Consider the following 15,716-nt stretch of genomic DNA (forward strand, 5'->3'; position numbering starts at 1 on the left):
TAGCTTCCGCCGGTTGGGGCCGTCGATCAGTTGGTGCGAACGGGCTCATTCAAGAGATCCGCGGTGCGCCGGTGAAAAACTAGCGCTCCGACTTCTTGTTCGGCCTGATTCCGAATGGAAAGGTCGATGCCGGAGCGGTCCCGCACCAGTGCGACGGCCACAAGGGAGACAAGCGTCATACCCACGAGATACAGGGAAACGGCGTCTGTTCCACCCGTGGCCTGCACGAGCGCTGTGGCGATGGTGGGGGCAAAGGCGCCGCCGAGGATGGCACCCAGGGCGTAGGAGATGGAGACGCCGGAGAAGCGCACCGAGGCGGGGAACATTTCCGAGTACAGGGCGGCCTGCGGGCCGTACGCCAAGCCCAGACCCACGGTGAAAATGGTCATCGCCAGGTAGAGCATCGGCAGGGACCCCGTGTTGATCATCCAGAAGAGCGGGAAGCAGGCCAGCAGTTGGGCGCCTAAGCCTATGAAGTAGGTGTTCTTGCGGCCAATCCTGTCCGAGAGGTAGCCGGCGAGGTAGGTGAAGGCAAGCCAGACGGCTGCACCGTAAGTGACGGCGAGGAGCACGTCGGTACGTTCGTGACCGACAGCGGGGCCGGACGCATAGCTTGGGATGAAACCGCCGGTTGCCATGTAGCCTGCGGCGTTGTTGCCTGCGAAGATCAGGGCAGCGATGATCACGAGCAGTCCGTGACGGCGGAACAGTTCCACGATCGGTATCCTGGACTGCTTTTTGGCGGCAGCGATTTCCTGGAAGACGGGCGACTCATCTACAGCGCGGCGTACGAAGTAGCCGACTACGATGAGAACGATGCTGAGCAGGAAGGGCACGCGCCATCCCCATTCGAGGAAGGCTGCCCCCGGGGAGATTACACCGGTCATGAGCGCTGTGACGCCGGTGGCCAACAGCAGCCCCAGCGGGACGCCCAGCTGAGGGAAGGCTCCTGCCCGTCCGCGGCGGTCGCTGGGGGCGTGCTCAACTGCCATCAGGACGGCTCCGCCCCATTCCCCGCCGGCGGAGATGCCTTGCAGGATCCTCAGCAGCAGGAGCATGATCGGGGCGATCACGCCGGCGGTCGCGTAGGTGGGCAGGAAGCCGATCAACGTGGTTGCCGCGCCCATTAGCACCAGGGTCATCACGAGCATGGCGCGGCGGCCGATCTTGTCGCCGTAGTGGCCGGCCAGGAAGGCGCCGAGGGGCCGGAAGAGGAAGCTGATGCCGACAGAGGCAAAGGACAACATCAGACCAATGGATTCGCCAGCTGGTTCGAAGAAGAGCTTCGCGAACACCAGGCCGGCGGCCGTGGCATAAATGAAGAAGTCGTACCATTCAACGGTGGTTCCGATGACGGTAGCGAAGGCGACACGACGTTGGTTCGCCATCGAACTGTGGGTGGACGTGCTCATGGTTCTCCAGTTGGTGTGAGCGGTGTACCTCCAGGGGAAACCTGGGGATTGAACTGTGGTGCAGACTTGTTGGAGTTGAGTCAGCTGCGCCCGTCAGGCGGGGACCGGGACGACCGGAGTGCTGGCGGCAGCCTTCAGAGTGAACCCCTCGGCTTCTGCCTGGGTGCGGGTGATGCCCGCGCCGGCGGCGAGTAATTTGCGGGCCGCCATATGGTCCGCGGCCTTGTTGACCGATTCCACAGCCGCAAGGACGCCGTCCCTGAAGCAAAGGACGGAGAACTTTGCTGCCCCCTGCTCCCCCAGGATCAACATGTCATCATCGGGCCGCGCGAGCCCTGCCATCTGCAGCCTGTATGGGCCCTGTGTAGACCAGAACCACGGCAGTTCCGTGTAGGGGTTGCCGGCTCCGAGGATGGTCCGTGCGGCATGCCGAGCCTGATCGGTGGCATTCTGGACCGACTCCAGACGCAGACGGGCCTGGGCATGTGCGCTGGGGAAACTGGCGCAGTCCCCGATTGCCAGAACGGCTGGGTCTGCTGTGCGAAGAGTTTCATCGACGACAATGCCGTTGCTGGTTTCGAGGCCGGCTTCGGACGCCAACGTGTCGTTGGGCTGCACGCCGATGCCGACGAGGACGAGATCCGCGGGATATGCAGCCCCAGTGGTGGAAATTGCAGCTCCGACGCGGCCATCTGCGCCGGGCTCGAAGCGGTCAATGCCTTCGTTCAAGCGCAGGTTGACACCTTGTGAGCGGTGGGTGGCTGCGAACCATTCACTCATGGCCGGTGTCAGTGCCCGTCCCATCGGGCGTGGCGCGAATTCCAGGACGGTCACGTTGCATCCGTGTGCCAGGGCGGCAGCGGCGAATTCCAGTCCGATGAATCCGGCACCGATGATGACGATGTTGCGGGCGGTGGGCAGCGCCGCGTGCAGCGCCTCTGCATCCATTAGCGTCTTCAGCCCATGGATGCGAGGCAGGGATACGCCCGGGCAGTTCAGCACCCTGTTTCGGGCACCGGTTGCGAAGACGAGGTGGTCATAGTGGAGCGAACCTTCGGTGAGCTTCACCGTGCGTTCGGCCCGGTCGACCGCGACTGCCTGGACGCCGTCGTGGAGTGTGACGTCCTTGTCCGTGAAGAAAGATGCGCCGCGGAGCGACAAAGGAGCCGCTTCCGCGCCCGGTGCCAGGTAGTCCTTGGATAGCGGCGGGCGCTGGTAGGGCAGCCCCGGTTCCTCGGCGATCACGTCGATCGACCCGTCGTAGCCCTCGGTCCGCAACGTATCGGCGACCTGCAGGCCGGCCTGTCCGCCACCAATGATGACAACGCTCATGTCCCGGTCCCCGCTTCTAGAGTTGGCTGGCAGGGATATCGACGACAATCTCTGACAGTTCTGCGTCGATTGTGATCTGGCATGCCAACCGGGAGCTGTCCCGCCGCTCGGCGGTGGTGCAGTCGAGCATTTCGTCTTCGTCGTCGCTGATACCGGGCAGCGCCTGGACGTATTCGGGGCGCACGTAGACGTGACAGGTGGCGCACATGGCCTGACCGCCACATTCGCCGATGATGCCGTCAATGCCGTTGTTGACGGCCGCTCGCATCAATGTTGCGCCTGCCTCGACTTGGAGGGTTTGCTGGGTGCCGTTGGGCTGGGTGTAGGTGATGGTGGGCATCGTTGCTCCTTGTAATTGGTGGTGCTTTTAGTTCCAGGTGACGGGCAGGCTGGTCAGGCCGCGGAAGACCCAGCCGTCCCAGCTCTCATGTCGCCGCTCGTCGACGCGCAGTCCCGGCAAGCGCTTGTAGGCCATGGGTACGGCGATCTGGCCGATTGAGGTCCTTGCGGCCCAGTGGCCGGCGCAGAGGTGGACTCCGCTGCCGAAGGCGAGGTGCGGGCGCTTTGGCCGGTTGATGTCGAATTCTGCTGCTGAATCGCCGAAGTGTGTGGCGTCATGGTTGGCGGATGCCACCACGACGCCTATCCCGGAGCCAGCCGGGATCCGCACTCCTTCAAGCACGGTTTCACGGGTCGTTTCGCGGGGGTACATGCCGATGGGGGACTGCCACCGGACCGCCTCATCAAACACCGACGCCCACAATGCGGGGTCGGCGAGGACCTGCTCGCGCTGGTCGTGGTGGTTGCTGAGGGCCCACACCATGTTGGAAACCATGTGCTGGGGTTCGTTCATGCCACCGGAGATGGTCAGTTTGACGTTGGCCGCGACGCTGGAATTCGGCAACCCGCTGTTAGCGAAGGCCGACACCATCGAGGCGTCCGGATTCTGCCGGTAGTAGGGGATCAATTCCTCGAGCAGGTCATCGGCTTCGGCGGTTGCGGCGTCGCACCGATCCCAGATGGACCTCTCGTCCAGGACGTTGCCCATGCCGGCGATGAAGTCGTGGGACCAGCGGCGTACCTGCTCCACTGAAACGTCCTTCAGCCCCAGGAGGTCAATGAGGTTTTGCGAGGCGACGGGCGCTGCGTAGTCGCGGTTCAGGTCTGCATCCTCGGGTCCGATCTCGGCAACTTTCTCCAGGTAGGTTTCGGCGTTGCGTTCAAAAACCGGCCCCCAGACTTCCTGGATGTTCTTGGGACGGAGCACAGGGTTAACCGGCGCCCTATCTACTGCGTGCTCCGGATCGTCTTTACGCAGCATCGGCCGGGCGCCAATGGCCCGCGTCATCGTTGCCCCGGAAACGTTCGCACTGAAGGTCTCCTGATCCTTCTCCACGGTGTGGCAGCCGGAGTAGCTCGTTACCAGGAACTTGTTCAGCTGCGGAACCCACGCGACCGGCGACTCCAACCGAAGCCGGGCATAGGTCGGGTATGGATCGGAGGCAAGGGCAGCCACGTCAACCCATTCAGCCACCGGGTAGCCGGCGGGATCTTTTGCAGCGTTCGCCGGACGCAGGTCCTGGCTGCCGCGCACCGAGTCCGCGGCGTCGGCTGAAATCTCTGATTTCCCGTGAAAAGGGCACCGGGCGGCTTGTGTCTTCATGGTTGATAACTCCTACTGGCACGTCGTTGTGTAATCAGTCTCACAGTGGAAGTTTCCCTAGTAAACTGCGGATATTCGCGGAAGTATTTCGATTCTTTAGGAGAAACATTGGCTGTCCCCAAGTTCACTTTTCGCCAGCTCGAGCTCTTTGCCGCGCTTCCAGAACATGCGACCCTCGGATCCGCGGCCCAGCAGCTGCATATCTCCGAATCTGCGCTCTCCCATGCGATCAGCGAGCTGGAGGCCGCCGTGGGTGAGCAGTTATGCATCCGCAGGAAGGCCAAAGGCATGCACCTGACGCCGACCGGACGCCACTTCGCTAGGCGGGCCGGGGAGCTGCTGCGGGAAGCCGGTGCGCTGGCGGACGGATTGGGCCAGTTGCGCGGCGAGCTGAAGGGGCCGGTGGCGTTGGGGTGCTACACGGGCCTGGCAAGCAACGTCCTCCCCGCGGTGCTCGAAGGCATGGCAAGTCTTCACCCCAAGGTCGAAATCAGTATTACGGTGGGAGACCACTCTGAACTGTTGCCGGCACTTGAAAGTGGAGCGTTGGATACGGCCATCGTTTATGACATCGGGCTGCCAGCGGACGTGGAGCGCCGGGTCATCTATAAGACCGAAGTCATGGCCGTTCTGGGCGCCGACGATCCGCTCAGCAAGGAAAACGACGTCGACCTCGATGCCCTGGCAATAAAGCCTCTCATCATGCTGAACACGGCGCCAAGCACCGAATACACGCAGCTGATGTTTGCACAGCGCGGGCTCAAGCCAAACGTGGGTGCGGTGGTCCCCCAGATCGACCTTGTCCGGGCAATGGTGGGCCGCGGGCTCGGTTACAGCCTCCTGATGTCCCGGCCAAACCAGATCCCGGTTTCGAGCGAAGGCAAAGGGCTAGTAACCAGGCACCTTCGTCCCCGCGCCGGCCAGACCTCGGTCGTTGCAGTTTGGCCAAAAGGATCATCACCAACGGCCCGCGCCCGGGCCGTAATCGACTATGCTGTCGAGGTGCTGGACACCATTGAGCCCGGGTAACGGCTGCCGTTGACGCAATGCCGTTCATCCCAAGGTGATATGCGTGCTGATCGCTTGAGCTTGGGCTGCGATAGGGCCCCGGATCTTGGGGTCGTGTTGGCCACCCTTTCAGGGCACTGTTTCAAGCCGGGCGGGGGCGCCGTGGGTTATTGTCCGATATCTCGAGCCAGAGACCGCGAGTTCTCGACGCGATGGTAGCCCAGGATGGACTCTCCGCTGCGGGTCAGATCGGCGTCATCCTCAAAGCCAAGCCCAATGTCAACAGGCTCATCGCCGAGGGCCTGATCGAGTCCGCAGGCTATCGCAAAGTGGATTTCGCAATCCCCGGACTCCACCAATTCCTCCGCTAGTAGATTGACGAAATCTCCACTATCGGCGCTTAAATCGGGAGGGGGGAGCTCCGAGAACCCCCTCGCCTTGACGAAATGGGCGTTTCCGCAGATCAGATGCCCTTCGTGGCGATGGCTGAAGCGGACGCCGGGGCACGAATTTCAAAACGCCGCGGAAGCCACTTTCTCTGCCGCAGCCTTAAGGGTGAGTTTGGTCGCAAATTTTGACACCGAAAGAGGTGCCGAGGTAGCGTCCCAACGCAGCGATCAAAGCCCAAAAGCGGACCTCCGAGAATCGTCGTTTGCAGTGCTCAATGAGGAGATGCCATGTCTAGATTTTCATCCGTAGTTGCCGAAAGCCGCGGGCTGACGGGGCTGAAGCAGTGGGTGGTGCTGTGCCGCGGTCTTGCGAGTGCGGGGCGGTCTATGCTGATCGCCGGAATGCGATCCCAAAAAGCCAGATCGGTTATGTCCGCTCTCGGCCAAGGCTTGCAGCACGGCGTCGTATAGTGCAGGTAGCCTGCAGCTTGAGGTCTTTTTAGACACATCCTCGCAGATGACGTGGTGCCACTAGGAGCTTGCGGCCAGTAAGATGGGTCGACAATACCCCGACCCGGACGTCACGCCGGCCCGAGCCCTCCCCGAGTGGCCATAGGGCCTCACCACAACTCAGGTAATCACGGGACCCACATCGCGTGAAGGTCGGAACTTCCTCCTTTCGAGGTGGGGCGGGAATCACCGGCCTGCGAGCGGTGCTGCTAGCTGTGGACCTGAAATGACGGTCAGCTCGGTAGCGCATGGATTGGCGACTAGGCCGAACGTTGGGCGTTCAACGCCACACCCCGACCGTTTGGCAGGCTCCGCAGCCCCGCCCACGCAGGACCCGAAAGGCGGCCGCCCGCGAGCTCGAGCGCGCCGTGGAGGATTTGGGGCTCAGAGGGGTCTGGTCAACGCTTACCCAGTGCGCGACCTGGAGGACCCCGATTTCCGTTCCTCCGGGAGTATGTGCCCGGGCAATAGTGTGGACTCGGCATACGTCCCTTCGGGGTGCCCGGAGCTAGTCGGCCCGATGCGGAGCTGGGGCGATGACACTGAATCCTATATACTCCGGTTGACCTTATGCGGCGCCTGTTCTCCCGCTGGGACTGGCACAAATGCACCGGCAAAGACCTTGCCCTCGGAAAGCCCCTCCCCAGTTCATCCGACGCAATCTTTACACCAGGTGACTGCGATGCACCGCCTCTGCTATGCGCTTTGGAGGACAAGATTCTGTTCGGCACTGACTACCCGTTCGAAGACACGGACACGGCGACGAAATTCCTCAGGACCGCTCCCATCAGTGAAGTTGACCGGGGGGGAAGACTGCCCACGGTAGCGCCCAACGGCTGCTCAACCTCTAGGCTCAACGCGATTCCCGTAGTATCGCGGGAGACGAATCGCTACACTGTCGATGAATAGATGGGGATGCTCCATGGAACTGCGCCAGCTGGAGTACTTCTTGATGGTCGGTGACGAGCTCAATTTCAGCAGGGCGGCGGAGCGTTTGAACATGACTCAGCCGCCGCTGAGTACACAGATCCGAGCCTTGGAAAAGGAAATTGGGGTGCTCCTGCTCGACAGGTCAACCCGCAAGGTCTCACTGACACCGGCTGGGGAGCTATTCCTGGCAAGCACGCGGCGCCTCCTGGCTCAGTTGCAGGAGAATGTCAGCCAAGCACGGAGTGCGGCATCAGGGGAGATCGGACATCTAACGCTGGGATTTGTCCCCTCGGCCACAACTGAGCTGCTGCCGCCGATCCTTCGGGCCTTCCGCGGAGTGTATCCCCGTGTGCAGCTGTCCCTGCATGAGCTGCGCCCCGACCAGCAAGTGCAGGAACTACGTTCCAGGGTCATTGACTGCGGGTGCTTTTACCTTCCGCTCGGTGACGAACCTCCCTTCGGAGATCCCGGCCTAAGTTCGGTTGCGGTTTCCCAAGAACCGTTGGTGGCAGTGATGCCTACTGATCACCGATTGGCTCCGCGCCGAAGGGTTGACGTCGCCGATTTGGCTGGCGAACCCTTCGTCACTGTCTCAGGCCATCAAGGCTCCGGGCTGCGGGAAGCAGTCCTCGAACAATGTCGCCGTGCCGGTATCGTTCCCGAAGTCGTGCAGGAAGCAGCCCTGGTCCAAACCATTGCCGGTCTTGTAGCAAGTGGTGTGGGCGTGGCGCTGGTGCCCGCCTCTGTTCGCCGCCTCCAGCGGGTCGGCGTCACATACCGTCCCTTGGAAAACCCCGTGGAGGTACGCATGGGAATCATCTGGCTGCAGGGGTCAGACAATCCCATCGTCAAAGGCTTTGTCGATACTGTACGCGGAGTCGGCGGCCCGGAAGCTGACGCCCCCGATCGGCCCGACCGAATCACCGCCATTCATTCGCAGGCCGAATAAGTGAGTCCTTATATTGGTATTGGACAAAAACTCTTGATCCACTTGACCATTGATATGTCTGGTCGTTTCTTTAGAGCGCTACGAAACCGGCAGGCATCCACTCCGGCACGCCCGCACCCGGAAACTCAACAACGAAGCCGGAGGAGGCAGAATGCAAACATCAAGCCATGTCAATGCTCGACATGACCACCCCATTCCGCAGGGCGTTCGTCTCCTGCAGGGAAGCGCCGCGCCGCCTAGGCATGAACCCACAATGCTTGCCGAGAGTACCTCGACCTTTGTCAGGGACTTTATTCAGAACGCAGTGGCCATGCGGGTCTTATTCGGAACCGGGGCTGCACTCCGGCTGTCAGATGAGGTTGAGTCGCTGGCAAAGCAGAGCTTAGTGCTCTCGGCGGCCTGGACATCCCCTTCAACAACGTGAGTTTAGGAGCCTCCGGGATTCCCAGAGCTCAGGGATAGGGACTGGAACGGCACCCTGGACCTGAACTACATGAGCTACGGGAGGATCACACGCCCCTGGCTCCCCGCCATGAGGGAAGCCTACGGTGCCACCACCATCGACAATGCTTCGGGCCTTGCAAGTCAACCCGACGCGATGCTTATGGAATATGCCGCCAGCCAGCGCCTACCGTCCTGGCCGTCACCAGGGACTGGCAGGCTCCGAAGGTCCAAAAAGTATTGTCAACGCCGGTTCCCCGACCCCGCCTGGACGCCGTCCTGGACAATACCGTGCCGATTTGCCGAGACACCGGTAACCAGCCCGCTGTCTCGAATTCACCCGCACCGCACCCTCGTCAGACGACCAACATCACCACCGACACACGTCAAGGAAGACCAATCATGGCCACGAATGTCGACATCGACACCCTCACCTCTGAGGTGCTGCAAAGCTTCGCAAAAACATCGGACCCGCGCCTAAAGCAGATACTGGGCAGCCTGGTGACTCACCTGCACGCCTTCGTGCAGGACGTAGCGCCCTCCATTGAGGAATGGGAATCAGCGATCGACTTTCTCACACGGACAGGAAAGACCTGCACCGACGTGAGGCAGGAATTCATCCTTCTCTCCGATGTCCTGGGCGTGTCCATGCTGGTTGAAACCATCAACAGCCGGGAAACTCCAGAGGCCACTGATTCGACCGTCCTTGGTCCCTTTCATATGGTCGAGTCCCCCGCCCGCGAACTAGGCGAAGACGTCTCCCCCGAAAGTGATGGGCCACGAGCTGTGGTGAGCGGGCGCGTCGTCTCCATTGACGGAACGCCTCTCCCCAATGCTGAAATCGACATCTGGCAAGCCAACACCAAGGGTTTCTACGACGTTCAGCAGCCAGGCATTCAACGTGTGGGCAACGGCAGGGCGCTCCTCCGCTCAGACGCGGAAGGTCTCTTCCATTTCCGTACCGTCATCCCCATGTACTACCCAATTCCCACAGACGGACCCGTGGGCGAGCTCCTTGAAGCAGCGGACAGGCACCCGTACCGGCCCGCCCACATCCACTTCTTGGTCACAGCACCCGGGTACAGGGAGCTGACCACCCACATCTTCATTGGCGGAAGCGAATACATTGAATCCGATGCAGTCTTCGCCGTTAAAGACTCCCTGGTCAAAGACTTTCCTGAAAACCCCAACGAAGCAGACGCCGACCGATACGGCGTCCAGAGCCCATTTCGCCACGGACACTTCGATATCGTCCTGCACCCAGAATCCTAGGAGACAACAATGTCCGCCCCTTTCACTTATGAAGCGCTGCCCATGCGCGTACTCTTCGGCGCTGGCTACCGGGCAAAGCTCGCGGACGAGGTCAAAGCGCTCGGCCTGAAACGAGTACTGGTGCTGGCCACCGAATTCCAAGCTGACCTCGCCCAGGAAATTTCAGACTCCCTCGGGGAGCTAAGCGTCGGTGTCTACACCAAGGCCCAAATGCACGTTCCCATTGAGACAGCCCGCGACGCGCAGCGCATCGCCACCGAGGCCGGTGCGGATGGCTGCATTGCAGTCGGTGGAGGCTCCACAACCGGGCTGGGCAAGGCCATTGCCCTGGAATACGGGACGCCGATCATCGCTCTGCCCACGACCTACGCCGGCTCAGAAATGACACCGATCTGGGGGCTCACGGCTGACAACGTCAAAAAGACAGGGCGGGATCCACGCGTACTGCCCACCAGCGTCATCTACGACCCCGAGCTGACCCTGACACTTCCCGTTGGAATGTCCGTAACAAGCGGGTTCAATGCGATCGCCCACGCGGTTGAGGCACTCTACGCGCCGGACGGCTCTCCAATTGTCTCGTCCATGGCAGAAGAAGGCGTGCGCGCTCTGACCGCAGCGCTGCCCAAGATTGTCAAAGACCCGCAGAACGTCGAGTACCGCAGTGAGGCGCTATCCGGTGCGTGGCTTTGTGGTGCGACGCTCGGTGCAACAACCATGTCCCTTCATCACAAGCTCTGCCACACGCTGGGGGGAACCTTCAATCTTCCTCATGCCGAAACCCACACGGTAGTGCTTCCCTACGCACTCGCCTATAACGCACCGTATGCGAAGACTGCGGTTCAAGCGCTGCGCCGGGCAACCGGTTCAGAGGATCCCGCAGCTTATCTTCGAGGCCTCAGCCTCGAACTCGGAGCGCCTGCCTCCCTCCGAGAATTGGGACTCACAGAGGGAGACCTAGAGAAGGTCGTGGATCTTGCTACTCGAAACCCCTACGCGAACCCCCGTGAGGTAACCCGGGATGGCATCCGCACGCTCCTGCGGGCCGCGCTTAACGGCAGTCCTGTGTCCGCAGCCTAGCGATCCAGCCTGACCGGCTACCGCCTGGGTTTGCTCACTTGGCGGTAGCCGGCATACGCCAACCGCTCTCCCAGCTCCCCGATCCCGGCAGTTGCTGCTGAACGGCACGCCGTCTCTGATGCGGACTCGTGCCGCTAAACCAGCGTCGCTTCCTCTACGAGGCCTGAAAAGGGGACCGAGCCGGAACTAACGAGGCGGCGAAATGTCGGTGACGGTCGAAAACTGAGCCACCCGTACTAAATGATTGGGTGGGTGATCACATTGGAGGATTGGGCGCTGATTCGGCGGCTGCGCCTTGCCGAGGGTGAGTCGATGAGGTCGATAGCGACACGGCGGGGTATTTTCCGGAACCTGGTCGCCAAGGTTGCCAGCGCTGATGGTCCGCCGACTTATGGGCGTGCGCCGCACGACTCCGGGATCAAAACGGTGAAATCGGCGATCCGTGCGCTGCTGCTAGAGAATCCGCGGATGCCGGTGCGGAGCGTGTGGGCTGGTGCGGCTCCCTGGTTCCGGGAGAACGTGGCCAGGATCGGCCGGAGTATGCCCCGGCCGATCCTGCCGACCGGATCAGTTACGAACGAATACCCTTCGGTAGCGGGAAGCCAAAGGTCCTGCCGGGGTTGGTGATGGTGTCCTCGCATTCGCGGTTCATCATGGCCAGCATGATCCCGTCCCGGATGACCGCGGGCCCGCTGGTCGGGATGTGGGAGCTAATCGGATCCTTGGGAGCGGTTTCGAGGCCGCTGATCTGCGACAACGAAGCCGGCAGCCGCCGGCGGAACAGTAATGCCGCCGGGGTCTTTGCCATCAGGGTCGTGCAGGTCAAACGATATGACCCGGGTCAGGCTGCCGCGGGACTACTACGTCCGGATGGGATCCAACGACTATTCCGTCCACCCGCAGGCGATCGGCAAGTTCGTCGACGTCACCGCGGACCTGGAAACCCTGACGATCATCCTGGACGGGCGCTGCGTCGGAAACTACGCAAGGTGCTGCGGCGCCGGTCTGACGGTTACCGATCCAGACCATGTCGAGACCGTCCCGACGCTGCGGAAAGCCTTCCAAAACCCGGCACCTGGCTGACTACCACCGGGCTTTCGGTGCCGCCCTTAGTGACGGGCAGGTCGCCTGATGACTGAAGCCAAAGATACCGCCGGGACGATCGAGTACTACTCCCGGGCGATGACGGCGCCAAGGATCCGGGAAGCAGCAGCCAGGCTCGCTGACCATGCTGGAGCCACGAGGAATACCTCGCCGCGTCCTGTCCCGGGAAGTCGCCGCCCGCGAAGCCTCCGGCGCTGAGATACCTGGCCAGGGCTGCCGGGTTTCCCGCCCGCATGTCGCTGGAGCACTTCAGTTTCAACCACCAGCCCGGCCTCAAGCGCGACACCGTCGCGCATCGGGCCACCGGAGCGTTCCTCACCGAAGCCTCCAACATCATCCTGCTCGGGGCCGCGCGGCACAGGCAAAACCCACCTCGCCACCGGGCTGGGGCTACGGGCCAACGGGCCCTGTTCGCGACCGAGATCGACTGGGCCGCCCGGCTTCAGACAGAGCCCCAGGGCGGGCGGTTGCCGCATGAAATGGTCCGGCTGCGTCGCTATGGGCTGATCATCGTCGATTAGGTTGGTCATGTTCCGTTCGAACAGGACGCCGCGAACCTGTTCTTCCAGCTCGTGTCCTCAGCTTACGAGCACGCCTTGCTGCTCCTGACCTCGAACCTGCCGTTCGCCCCCTGGGGCGACGTGTTCGCTGACCAAATATCCAAGAACTCTCGAGGTCTGCTACGGGGACTCCCTGTTCAGTGACGGTGATCAGCCAGAAAAGCACCCTGATCGCATCCGTTGAGCAGCCGCCGGAACGACGAAGCCGAGGGGGGCCGTTGCCCAGTCCTCTCAAATGTCCCCTGCTTTGGGGCTGAAATGCGCCTCGTGTCGTTATGTGGATTCGAGTGACGCTACATGGATCGCAAGTTACGTAGATCACGGCGTTAATGAGGTGTGCGGTTACTCATGATCTACAGCGGTGACAAGCGCCGATATCAACGGGGTAGAACGAATGGGCGGATTCCATGCAGTTATGTCGTGATTTCATCAGTCTCATGCCCGAGACAAAGGAAGTGTCGCATCCAGTGGATTCATCCCAGGCAGCGTTCCGAAACCACTCCGCTGGTATAGCTTTTGGGCGGCGCTAATTCTGTGGATCAGCAGGTGGCTGTGACCGAAAGGTTTTGCTATCAGCCGAAGATATAGGGCCGCCCACCTATATTCGCAATCTCGACACAGTCGTCGAGTATCAGGCTCTTCGAAGTTCCGAGGAGCCGCTGGCGGGAAAGCGTGGGGATTCTTCCGAATTCAGGCGAGATTCGATCCGCAACACCCCTAGGCGTTAGGCCGAGGAACCTCCATCCATATTGGACAAAGGAAACTATTCAATGAAGAAGAACACCTTGGCCGCGTTGGCAGCCGCAGCCGCAGTCACGCTGGCCCTGTCCGGCTGCTCCGGACAGGCAACACAGGGAAATTCGATAGACAGTGGTCCCAGCGACGTCCCGTCATCGAATGCGACCGAAACAGCGCGGACGAGCATCCAGCCGCTGGTTAACGCCCCAACGGACTTCACAGTGACAGAGAAGCTCAAGAGTCTCCCGACTGGTGCACGACTCGCTGTGGTTGATTGCGGAACACCAATTTGTGCCTTGATGTCAAATATCGCCAAGGAGCCGGCGGAACTTCTCGGTATGAAAGTGACAGTTATCCAGGCTGGAACAACCGCCGATTCGATCGCCGCAGCTTTCGATTCGATCATCACCGACAAATACGACGGTGTCATGGTTGCCGCACTCCAGTACCCGCTGTGGGAGCGGGAATTTAAGAAGCTCCGTGAAGCCGGAGTCGCAGTTGCCACTACCGGTATCGACGGCCTCCCCGATGATTTCCACGCAGCTCTCTCTTCAACGGTATGGAACCAGCGGGCTGGGTCCTGGCTCGCGGATTGGGTGCTCTCGCAGGGCAAGGTGGCAGCGAACTCGGTGATCTATCGTACGCCGGAGCTTGGCTTTACCAACAAGATTGTGGCTGCCTATGAGCAACGAATCGCTGAGCTCTGCGACTCCTGCGTCGTACGGGAGGTCGACGTTCCGGTAGCAACGCTCGGCAATACCTCGTCGCAGACCATCGTTAATGACCTCACCGCCAACCCGGACACCTCCATCGCGGTGATGTCCATCGGCGAGCAGACCAGCGGTCTTCCTTCGGCACTGAAAGTAGCAGGAGTCAGTGTGCCTATCACCATGTATGGCGCCGGCCCCGCACAGCTGGCAGATATCCAGGAAGGCAACTTGCAGTCCAGCCTTACGCTAGACAGTCAGGCTCTGGTGTGGACGATCATTGATTCGCTCGCGCGGGAGATCGTTGGTCAAGACGTATCAGCAGGCGTGGCCGGAGACAAACTGATCGCCCAGATTCTGACTAAAGATAACCTCCGCGGGGACATGAACTCTGGCTGGACGGGATACCCCGACATGCGGGAGCGTTTCAAGGAAATCTGGCAGGTCAGGTAACTGGCGCTGAATTCGATTCAAGGAAGGTTCGGATGAACGCGTCACTTATTCACATTCGAGAAGTTACGAAGACATTTGGTGGGACGAGGGCACTCGACGGCGTGTCTATGGTTGTTGGTCGAGGTGAAATAGTAGGTCTGCTCGGCCACAACGGATCCGGCAAATCAACCCTTGTTAAGATCCTCGACGGCGTGCAGCCCCCGACTGAGGGCACAGTTGATAAGGGTGCCACTACTGTTCATGTCATCCATCAGAGCCTAGGACTCGTTGACACGCTCTCGGCCATCGAGAATCTTGATGTTGGACGTAAAGGAACCGGTAATTTGCTTGCCCCTTTCTCGCTTGTTAGGGAGCGGCAAAGGATTACCGAACTGCTGGCACGTTTTGGCGTCGAGATCGATCCGGATTTACCCGTAGGTAGGCTAACTCCAGCGCAGCGTACGATCGTGGCGATCATCCGAGCGCTCGACGGTTGGGCTAACGGAGACCATCTCCTCGTACTGGATGAACCGACGGCAACGCTGCACGACGATGAAACGGCAGTATTGCTCGGCTCGATTCGCGCTATCGCTGCCCAAGGCGTTGGGATCATCTACATTTCTCATCGCTTGAGTGAAGTTATGGACATTGCGGACCGTGCAGTGATTCTCCGGAACGGACGGATCGCTGCTGAGTATCACCGCGGCGAGTATTCCCAAGGGGATCTTTTGTCTGTGATTGCCGGTGATCCATTCGCCGGAGAAGGAAGCCAGAGAACGCACTCCACGGGTGGATTAGCACTCCGCGTCCGTGATCTCAGAGGAGCTGAGGTGCGTGGCGTGGATTTCGATCTTCACGCCGGCGAGGTGGTGGGCGTGGCCGGACTCATCGGCTCCGGGATGGAACAACTAAATGGACTGATCTTCGGCGCGACACTGCCTACCTGCGGGACTATCGAGCTCGGCGGCTTCAACATTCCGCTAGGAAAGCCCCATCGTTCGATCGCGGCAGGGATGGGGTACCTTCCGTCAGATCGTCTTTCCAGCGGAATGAATCAAGCTGTTTGTGACAGCTGGTTGGTTTTGTAGTTGATGCCGGCGTGGGCCGGGGCGGCTGGTGCGGTGGGTTTGTTGCGGTAGCGGTGAGGATGCCGGGCGTGGCAGGCGTTGAGGGTTGCCTGGCGGCGTCGGCG

13 protein-coding genes and 1 pseudogene are annotated in these 15,716 nt (G+C 61.0%); 9 read left to right on the plus strand and 5 right to left on the minus strand.

Annotated elements, in window-relative coordinates; all coding sequences use genetic code 11:
• Nucleotides 1-26: 26 nt before the first annotated feature.
• From AC1DD3_RS13920 to AC1DD3_RS13935, 4 genes are all read right to left on the minus strand, one after another.
• Nucleotides 27-1,412 carry an MFS transporter gene (locus AC1DD3_RS13920; protein ID WP_476881928.1) on the minus strand — a complete coding sequence of 462 codons (1,386 nt, stop codon included), beginning with the start codon at nucleotides 1,410-1,412 and terminating at the stop codon, nucleotides 27-29.
• Nucleotides 1,413-1,505: 93 nt separating this feature from the next.
• Entirely contained in the window at nucleotides 1,506-2,744 is a 1,239-nt protein-coding gene (locus tag AC1DD3_RS13925) for an NAD(P)/FAD-dependent oxidoreductase (RefSeq protein WP_476881929.1), read from the minus strand.
• A 16-nt stretch (nucleotides 2,745-2,760) separates the two neighbouring features.
• On the minus strand, nucleotides 2,761-3,084 hold the full coding sequence (locus tag AC1DD3_RS13930; RefSeq protein WP_476881930.1) for a 2Fe-2S iron-sulfur cluster-binding protein: 324 nt from the start codon (nucleotides 3,082-3,084) through the stop codon (nucleotides 2,761-2,763).
• 27 nt (nucleotides 3,085-3,111) lie between these two features.
• The gene (locus tag AC1DD3_RS13935) at nucleotides 3,112-4,407 is read right to left on the minus strand and encodes a cytochrome P450 (RefSeq protein ID WP_476881931.1); all 1,296 of its coding nucleotides are present in this window, start codon (nucleotides 4,405-4,407) and stop codon (nucleotides 3,112-3,114) included.
• 108 nt (nucleotides 4,408-4,515) lie between these two features.
• Here AC1DD3_RS13935 and AC1DD3_RS13940 point away from each other — a divergent pair, with 108 nt between their 5' ends.
• The 5 genes from AC1DD3_RS13940 (at nucleotide 4,516) to AC1DD3_RS13960 (ending at nucleotide 10,983) form a co-directional block, all read left to right on the plus strand.
• Nucleotides 4,516-5,436 carry a LysR substrate-binding domain-containing protein gene (locus AC1DD3_RS13940; protein WP_476881932.1) on the plus strand — a complete coding sequence of 307 codons (921 nt, stop codon included), beginning with the start codon at nucleotides 4,516-4,518 and terminating at the stop codon, nucleotides 5,434-5,436.
• 191 nt (nucleotides 5,437-5,627) lie between these two features.
• Nucleotides 5,628-5,786, plus strand: a complete 159-nt coding sequence (locus AC1DD3_RS13945; RefSeq protein WP_476881933.1) for a hypothetical protein — start codon at nucleotides 5,628-5,630, stop codon at nucleotides 5,784-5,786.
• A gap of 1,450 nt (nucleotides 5,787-7,236) precedes the next feature.
• The gene (locus AC1DD3_RS13950; RefSeq protein WP_476881934.1) at nucleotides 7,237-8,193 is read left to right on the plus strand and encodes a LysR substrate-binding domain-containing protein; all 957 of its coding nucleotides are present in this window, start codon (nucleotides 7,237-7,239) and stop codon (nucleotides 8,191-8,193) included.
• Nucleotides 8,194-9,036: 843 nt separating this feature from the next.
• On the plus strand, nucleotides 9,037-9,906 hold the full coding sequence (locus AC1DD3_RS13955) for a dioxygenase family protein (RefSeq protein WP_476881935.1): 870 nt from the start codon (nucleotides 9,037-9,039) through the stop codon (nucleotides 9,904-9,906).
• A gap of 9 nt (nucleotides 9,907-9,915) precedes the next feature.
• On the plus strand, nucleotides 9,916-10,983 hold the full coding sequence (locus tag AC1DD3_RS13960; RefSeq protein ID WP_476881936.1) for a maleylacetate reductase: 1,068 nt from the start codon (nucleotides 9,916-9,918) through the stop codon (nucleotides 10,981-10,983).
• A 571-nt stretch (nucleotides 10,984-11,554) separates the two neighbouring features.
• Here AC1DD3_RS13960 and AC1DD3_RS13965 read toward each other — a convergent pair.
• On the minus strand, nucleotides 11,555-11,791 hold the full coding sequence (locus AC1DD3_RS13965; RefSeq protein WP_476881937.1) for a hypothetical protein: 237 nt from the start codon (nucleotides 11,789-11,791) through the stop codon (nucleotides 11,555-11,557).
• A gap of 23 nt (nucleotides 11,792-11,814) precedes the next feature.
• Here AC1DD3_RS13965 and AC1DD3_RS13970 point away from each other — a divergent pair, with 23 nt between their 5' ends.
• The 4 genes and pseudogenes from AC1DD3_RS13970 to AC1DD3_RS13985 all read left to right on the plus strand — a co-directional run bounded on the left by AC1DD3_RS13970 (nucleotide 11,815) and on the right by AC1DD3_RS13985 (nucleotide 15,612).
• Entirely contained in the window at nucleotides 11,815-12,066 is a 252-nt protein-coding gene (locus AC1DD3_RS13970) for a Mu transposase domain-containing protein (RefSeq protein ID WP_476881938.1), read from the plus strand.
• A 254-nt stretch (nucleotides 12,067-12,320) separates the two neighbouring features.
• Nucleotides 12,321-12,791, plus strand: a pseudogene (locus AC1DD3_RS13975) (ATP-binding protein).
• 626 nt (nucleotides 12,792-13,417) lie between these two features.
• Nucleotides 13,418-14,545, plus strand: coding sequence for a sugar ABC transporter substrate-binding protein (locus tag AC1DD3_RS13980; protein WP_476881939.1), 1,128 nt, complete (start codon nucleotides 13,418-13,420; stop codon nucleotides 14,543-14,545).
• A 32-nt stretch (nucleotides 14,546-14,577) separates the two neighbouring features.
• Nucleotides 14,578-15,612, plus strand: a complete 1,035-nt coding sequence (locus tag AC1DD3_RS13985; protein WP_476881940.1) for an ATP-binding cassette domain-containing protein — start codon at nucleotides 14,578-14,580, stop codon at nucleotides 15,610-15,612.
• Nucleotides 15,613-15,716 lie beyond the last annotated feature (104 nt).

This window comes from Arthrobacter sp. 05T444 (assembly GCF_056395905.1).

Excerpts from the sequence above, each read along its gene's own strand:
- AC1DD3_RS13920 (WP_476881928.1), bottom strand. The coding sequence starts at position 1,412 with ATGAGCACGTCCACCCACAGTTCGATGGCGAACCAACGTCGTGTCGCC.
- AC1DD3_RS13925 (WP_476881929.1), bottom strand. The coding sequence starts at position 2,744 with ATGAGCGTTGTCATCATTGGTGGCGGACAGGCCGGCCTGCAGGTCGCC.
- AC1DD3_RS13930 (WP_476881930.1), bottom strand. The coding sequence starts at position 3,084 with ATGCCCACCATCACCTACACCCAGCCCAACGGCACCCAGCAAACCCTC.
- AC1DD3_RS13935 (WP_476881931.1), bottom strand. The coding sequence starts at position 4,407 with ATGAAGACACAAGCCGCCCGGTGCCCTTTTCACGGGAAATCAGAGATT.
- AC1DD3_RS13945 (WP_476881933.1), top strand. The coding sequence starts at position 5,628 with ATGGTAGCCCAGGATGGACTCTCCGCTGCGGGTCAGATCGGCGTCATC.
- AC1DD3_RS13950 (WP_476881934.1), top strand. The coding sequence starts at position 7,237 with ATGGAACTGCGCCAGCTGGAGTACTTCTTGATGGTCGGTGACGAGCTC.
- AC1DD3_RS13955 (WP_476881935.1), top strand. The coding sequence starts at position 9,037 with ATGGCCACGAATGTCGACATCGACACCCTCACCTCTGAGGTGCTGCAA.
- AC1DD3_RS13960 (WP_476881936.1), top strand. The coding sequence starts at position 9,916 with ATGTCCGCCCCTTTCACTTATGAAGCGCTGCCCATGCGCGTACTCTTC.
- AC1DD3_RS13965 (WP_476881937.1), bottom strand. The coding sequence starts at position 11,791 with ATGGCAAAGACCCCGGCGGCATTACTGTTCCGCCGGCGGCTGCCGGCT.
- AC1DD3_RS13970 (WP_476881938.1), top strand. The coding sequence starts at position 11,815 with ATGACCCGGGTCAGGCTGCCGCGGGACTACTACGTCCGGATGGGATCC.
- AC1DD3_RS13980 (WP_476881939.1), top strand. The coding sequence starts at position 13,418 with ATGAAGAAGAACACCTTGGCCGCGTTGGCAGCCGCAGCCGCAGTCACG.
- AC1DD3_RS13985 (WP_476881940.1), top strand. The coding sequence starts at position 14,578 with ATGAACGCGTCACTTATTCACATTCGAGAAGTTACGAAGACATTTGGT.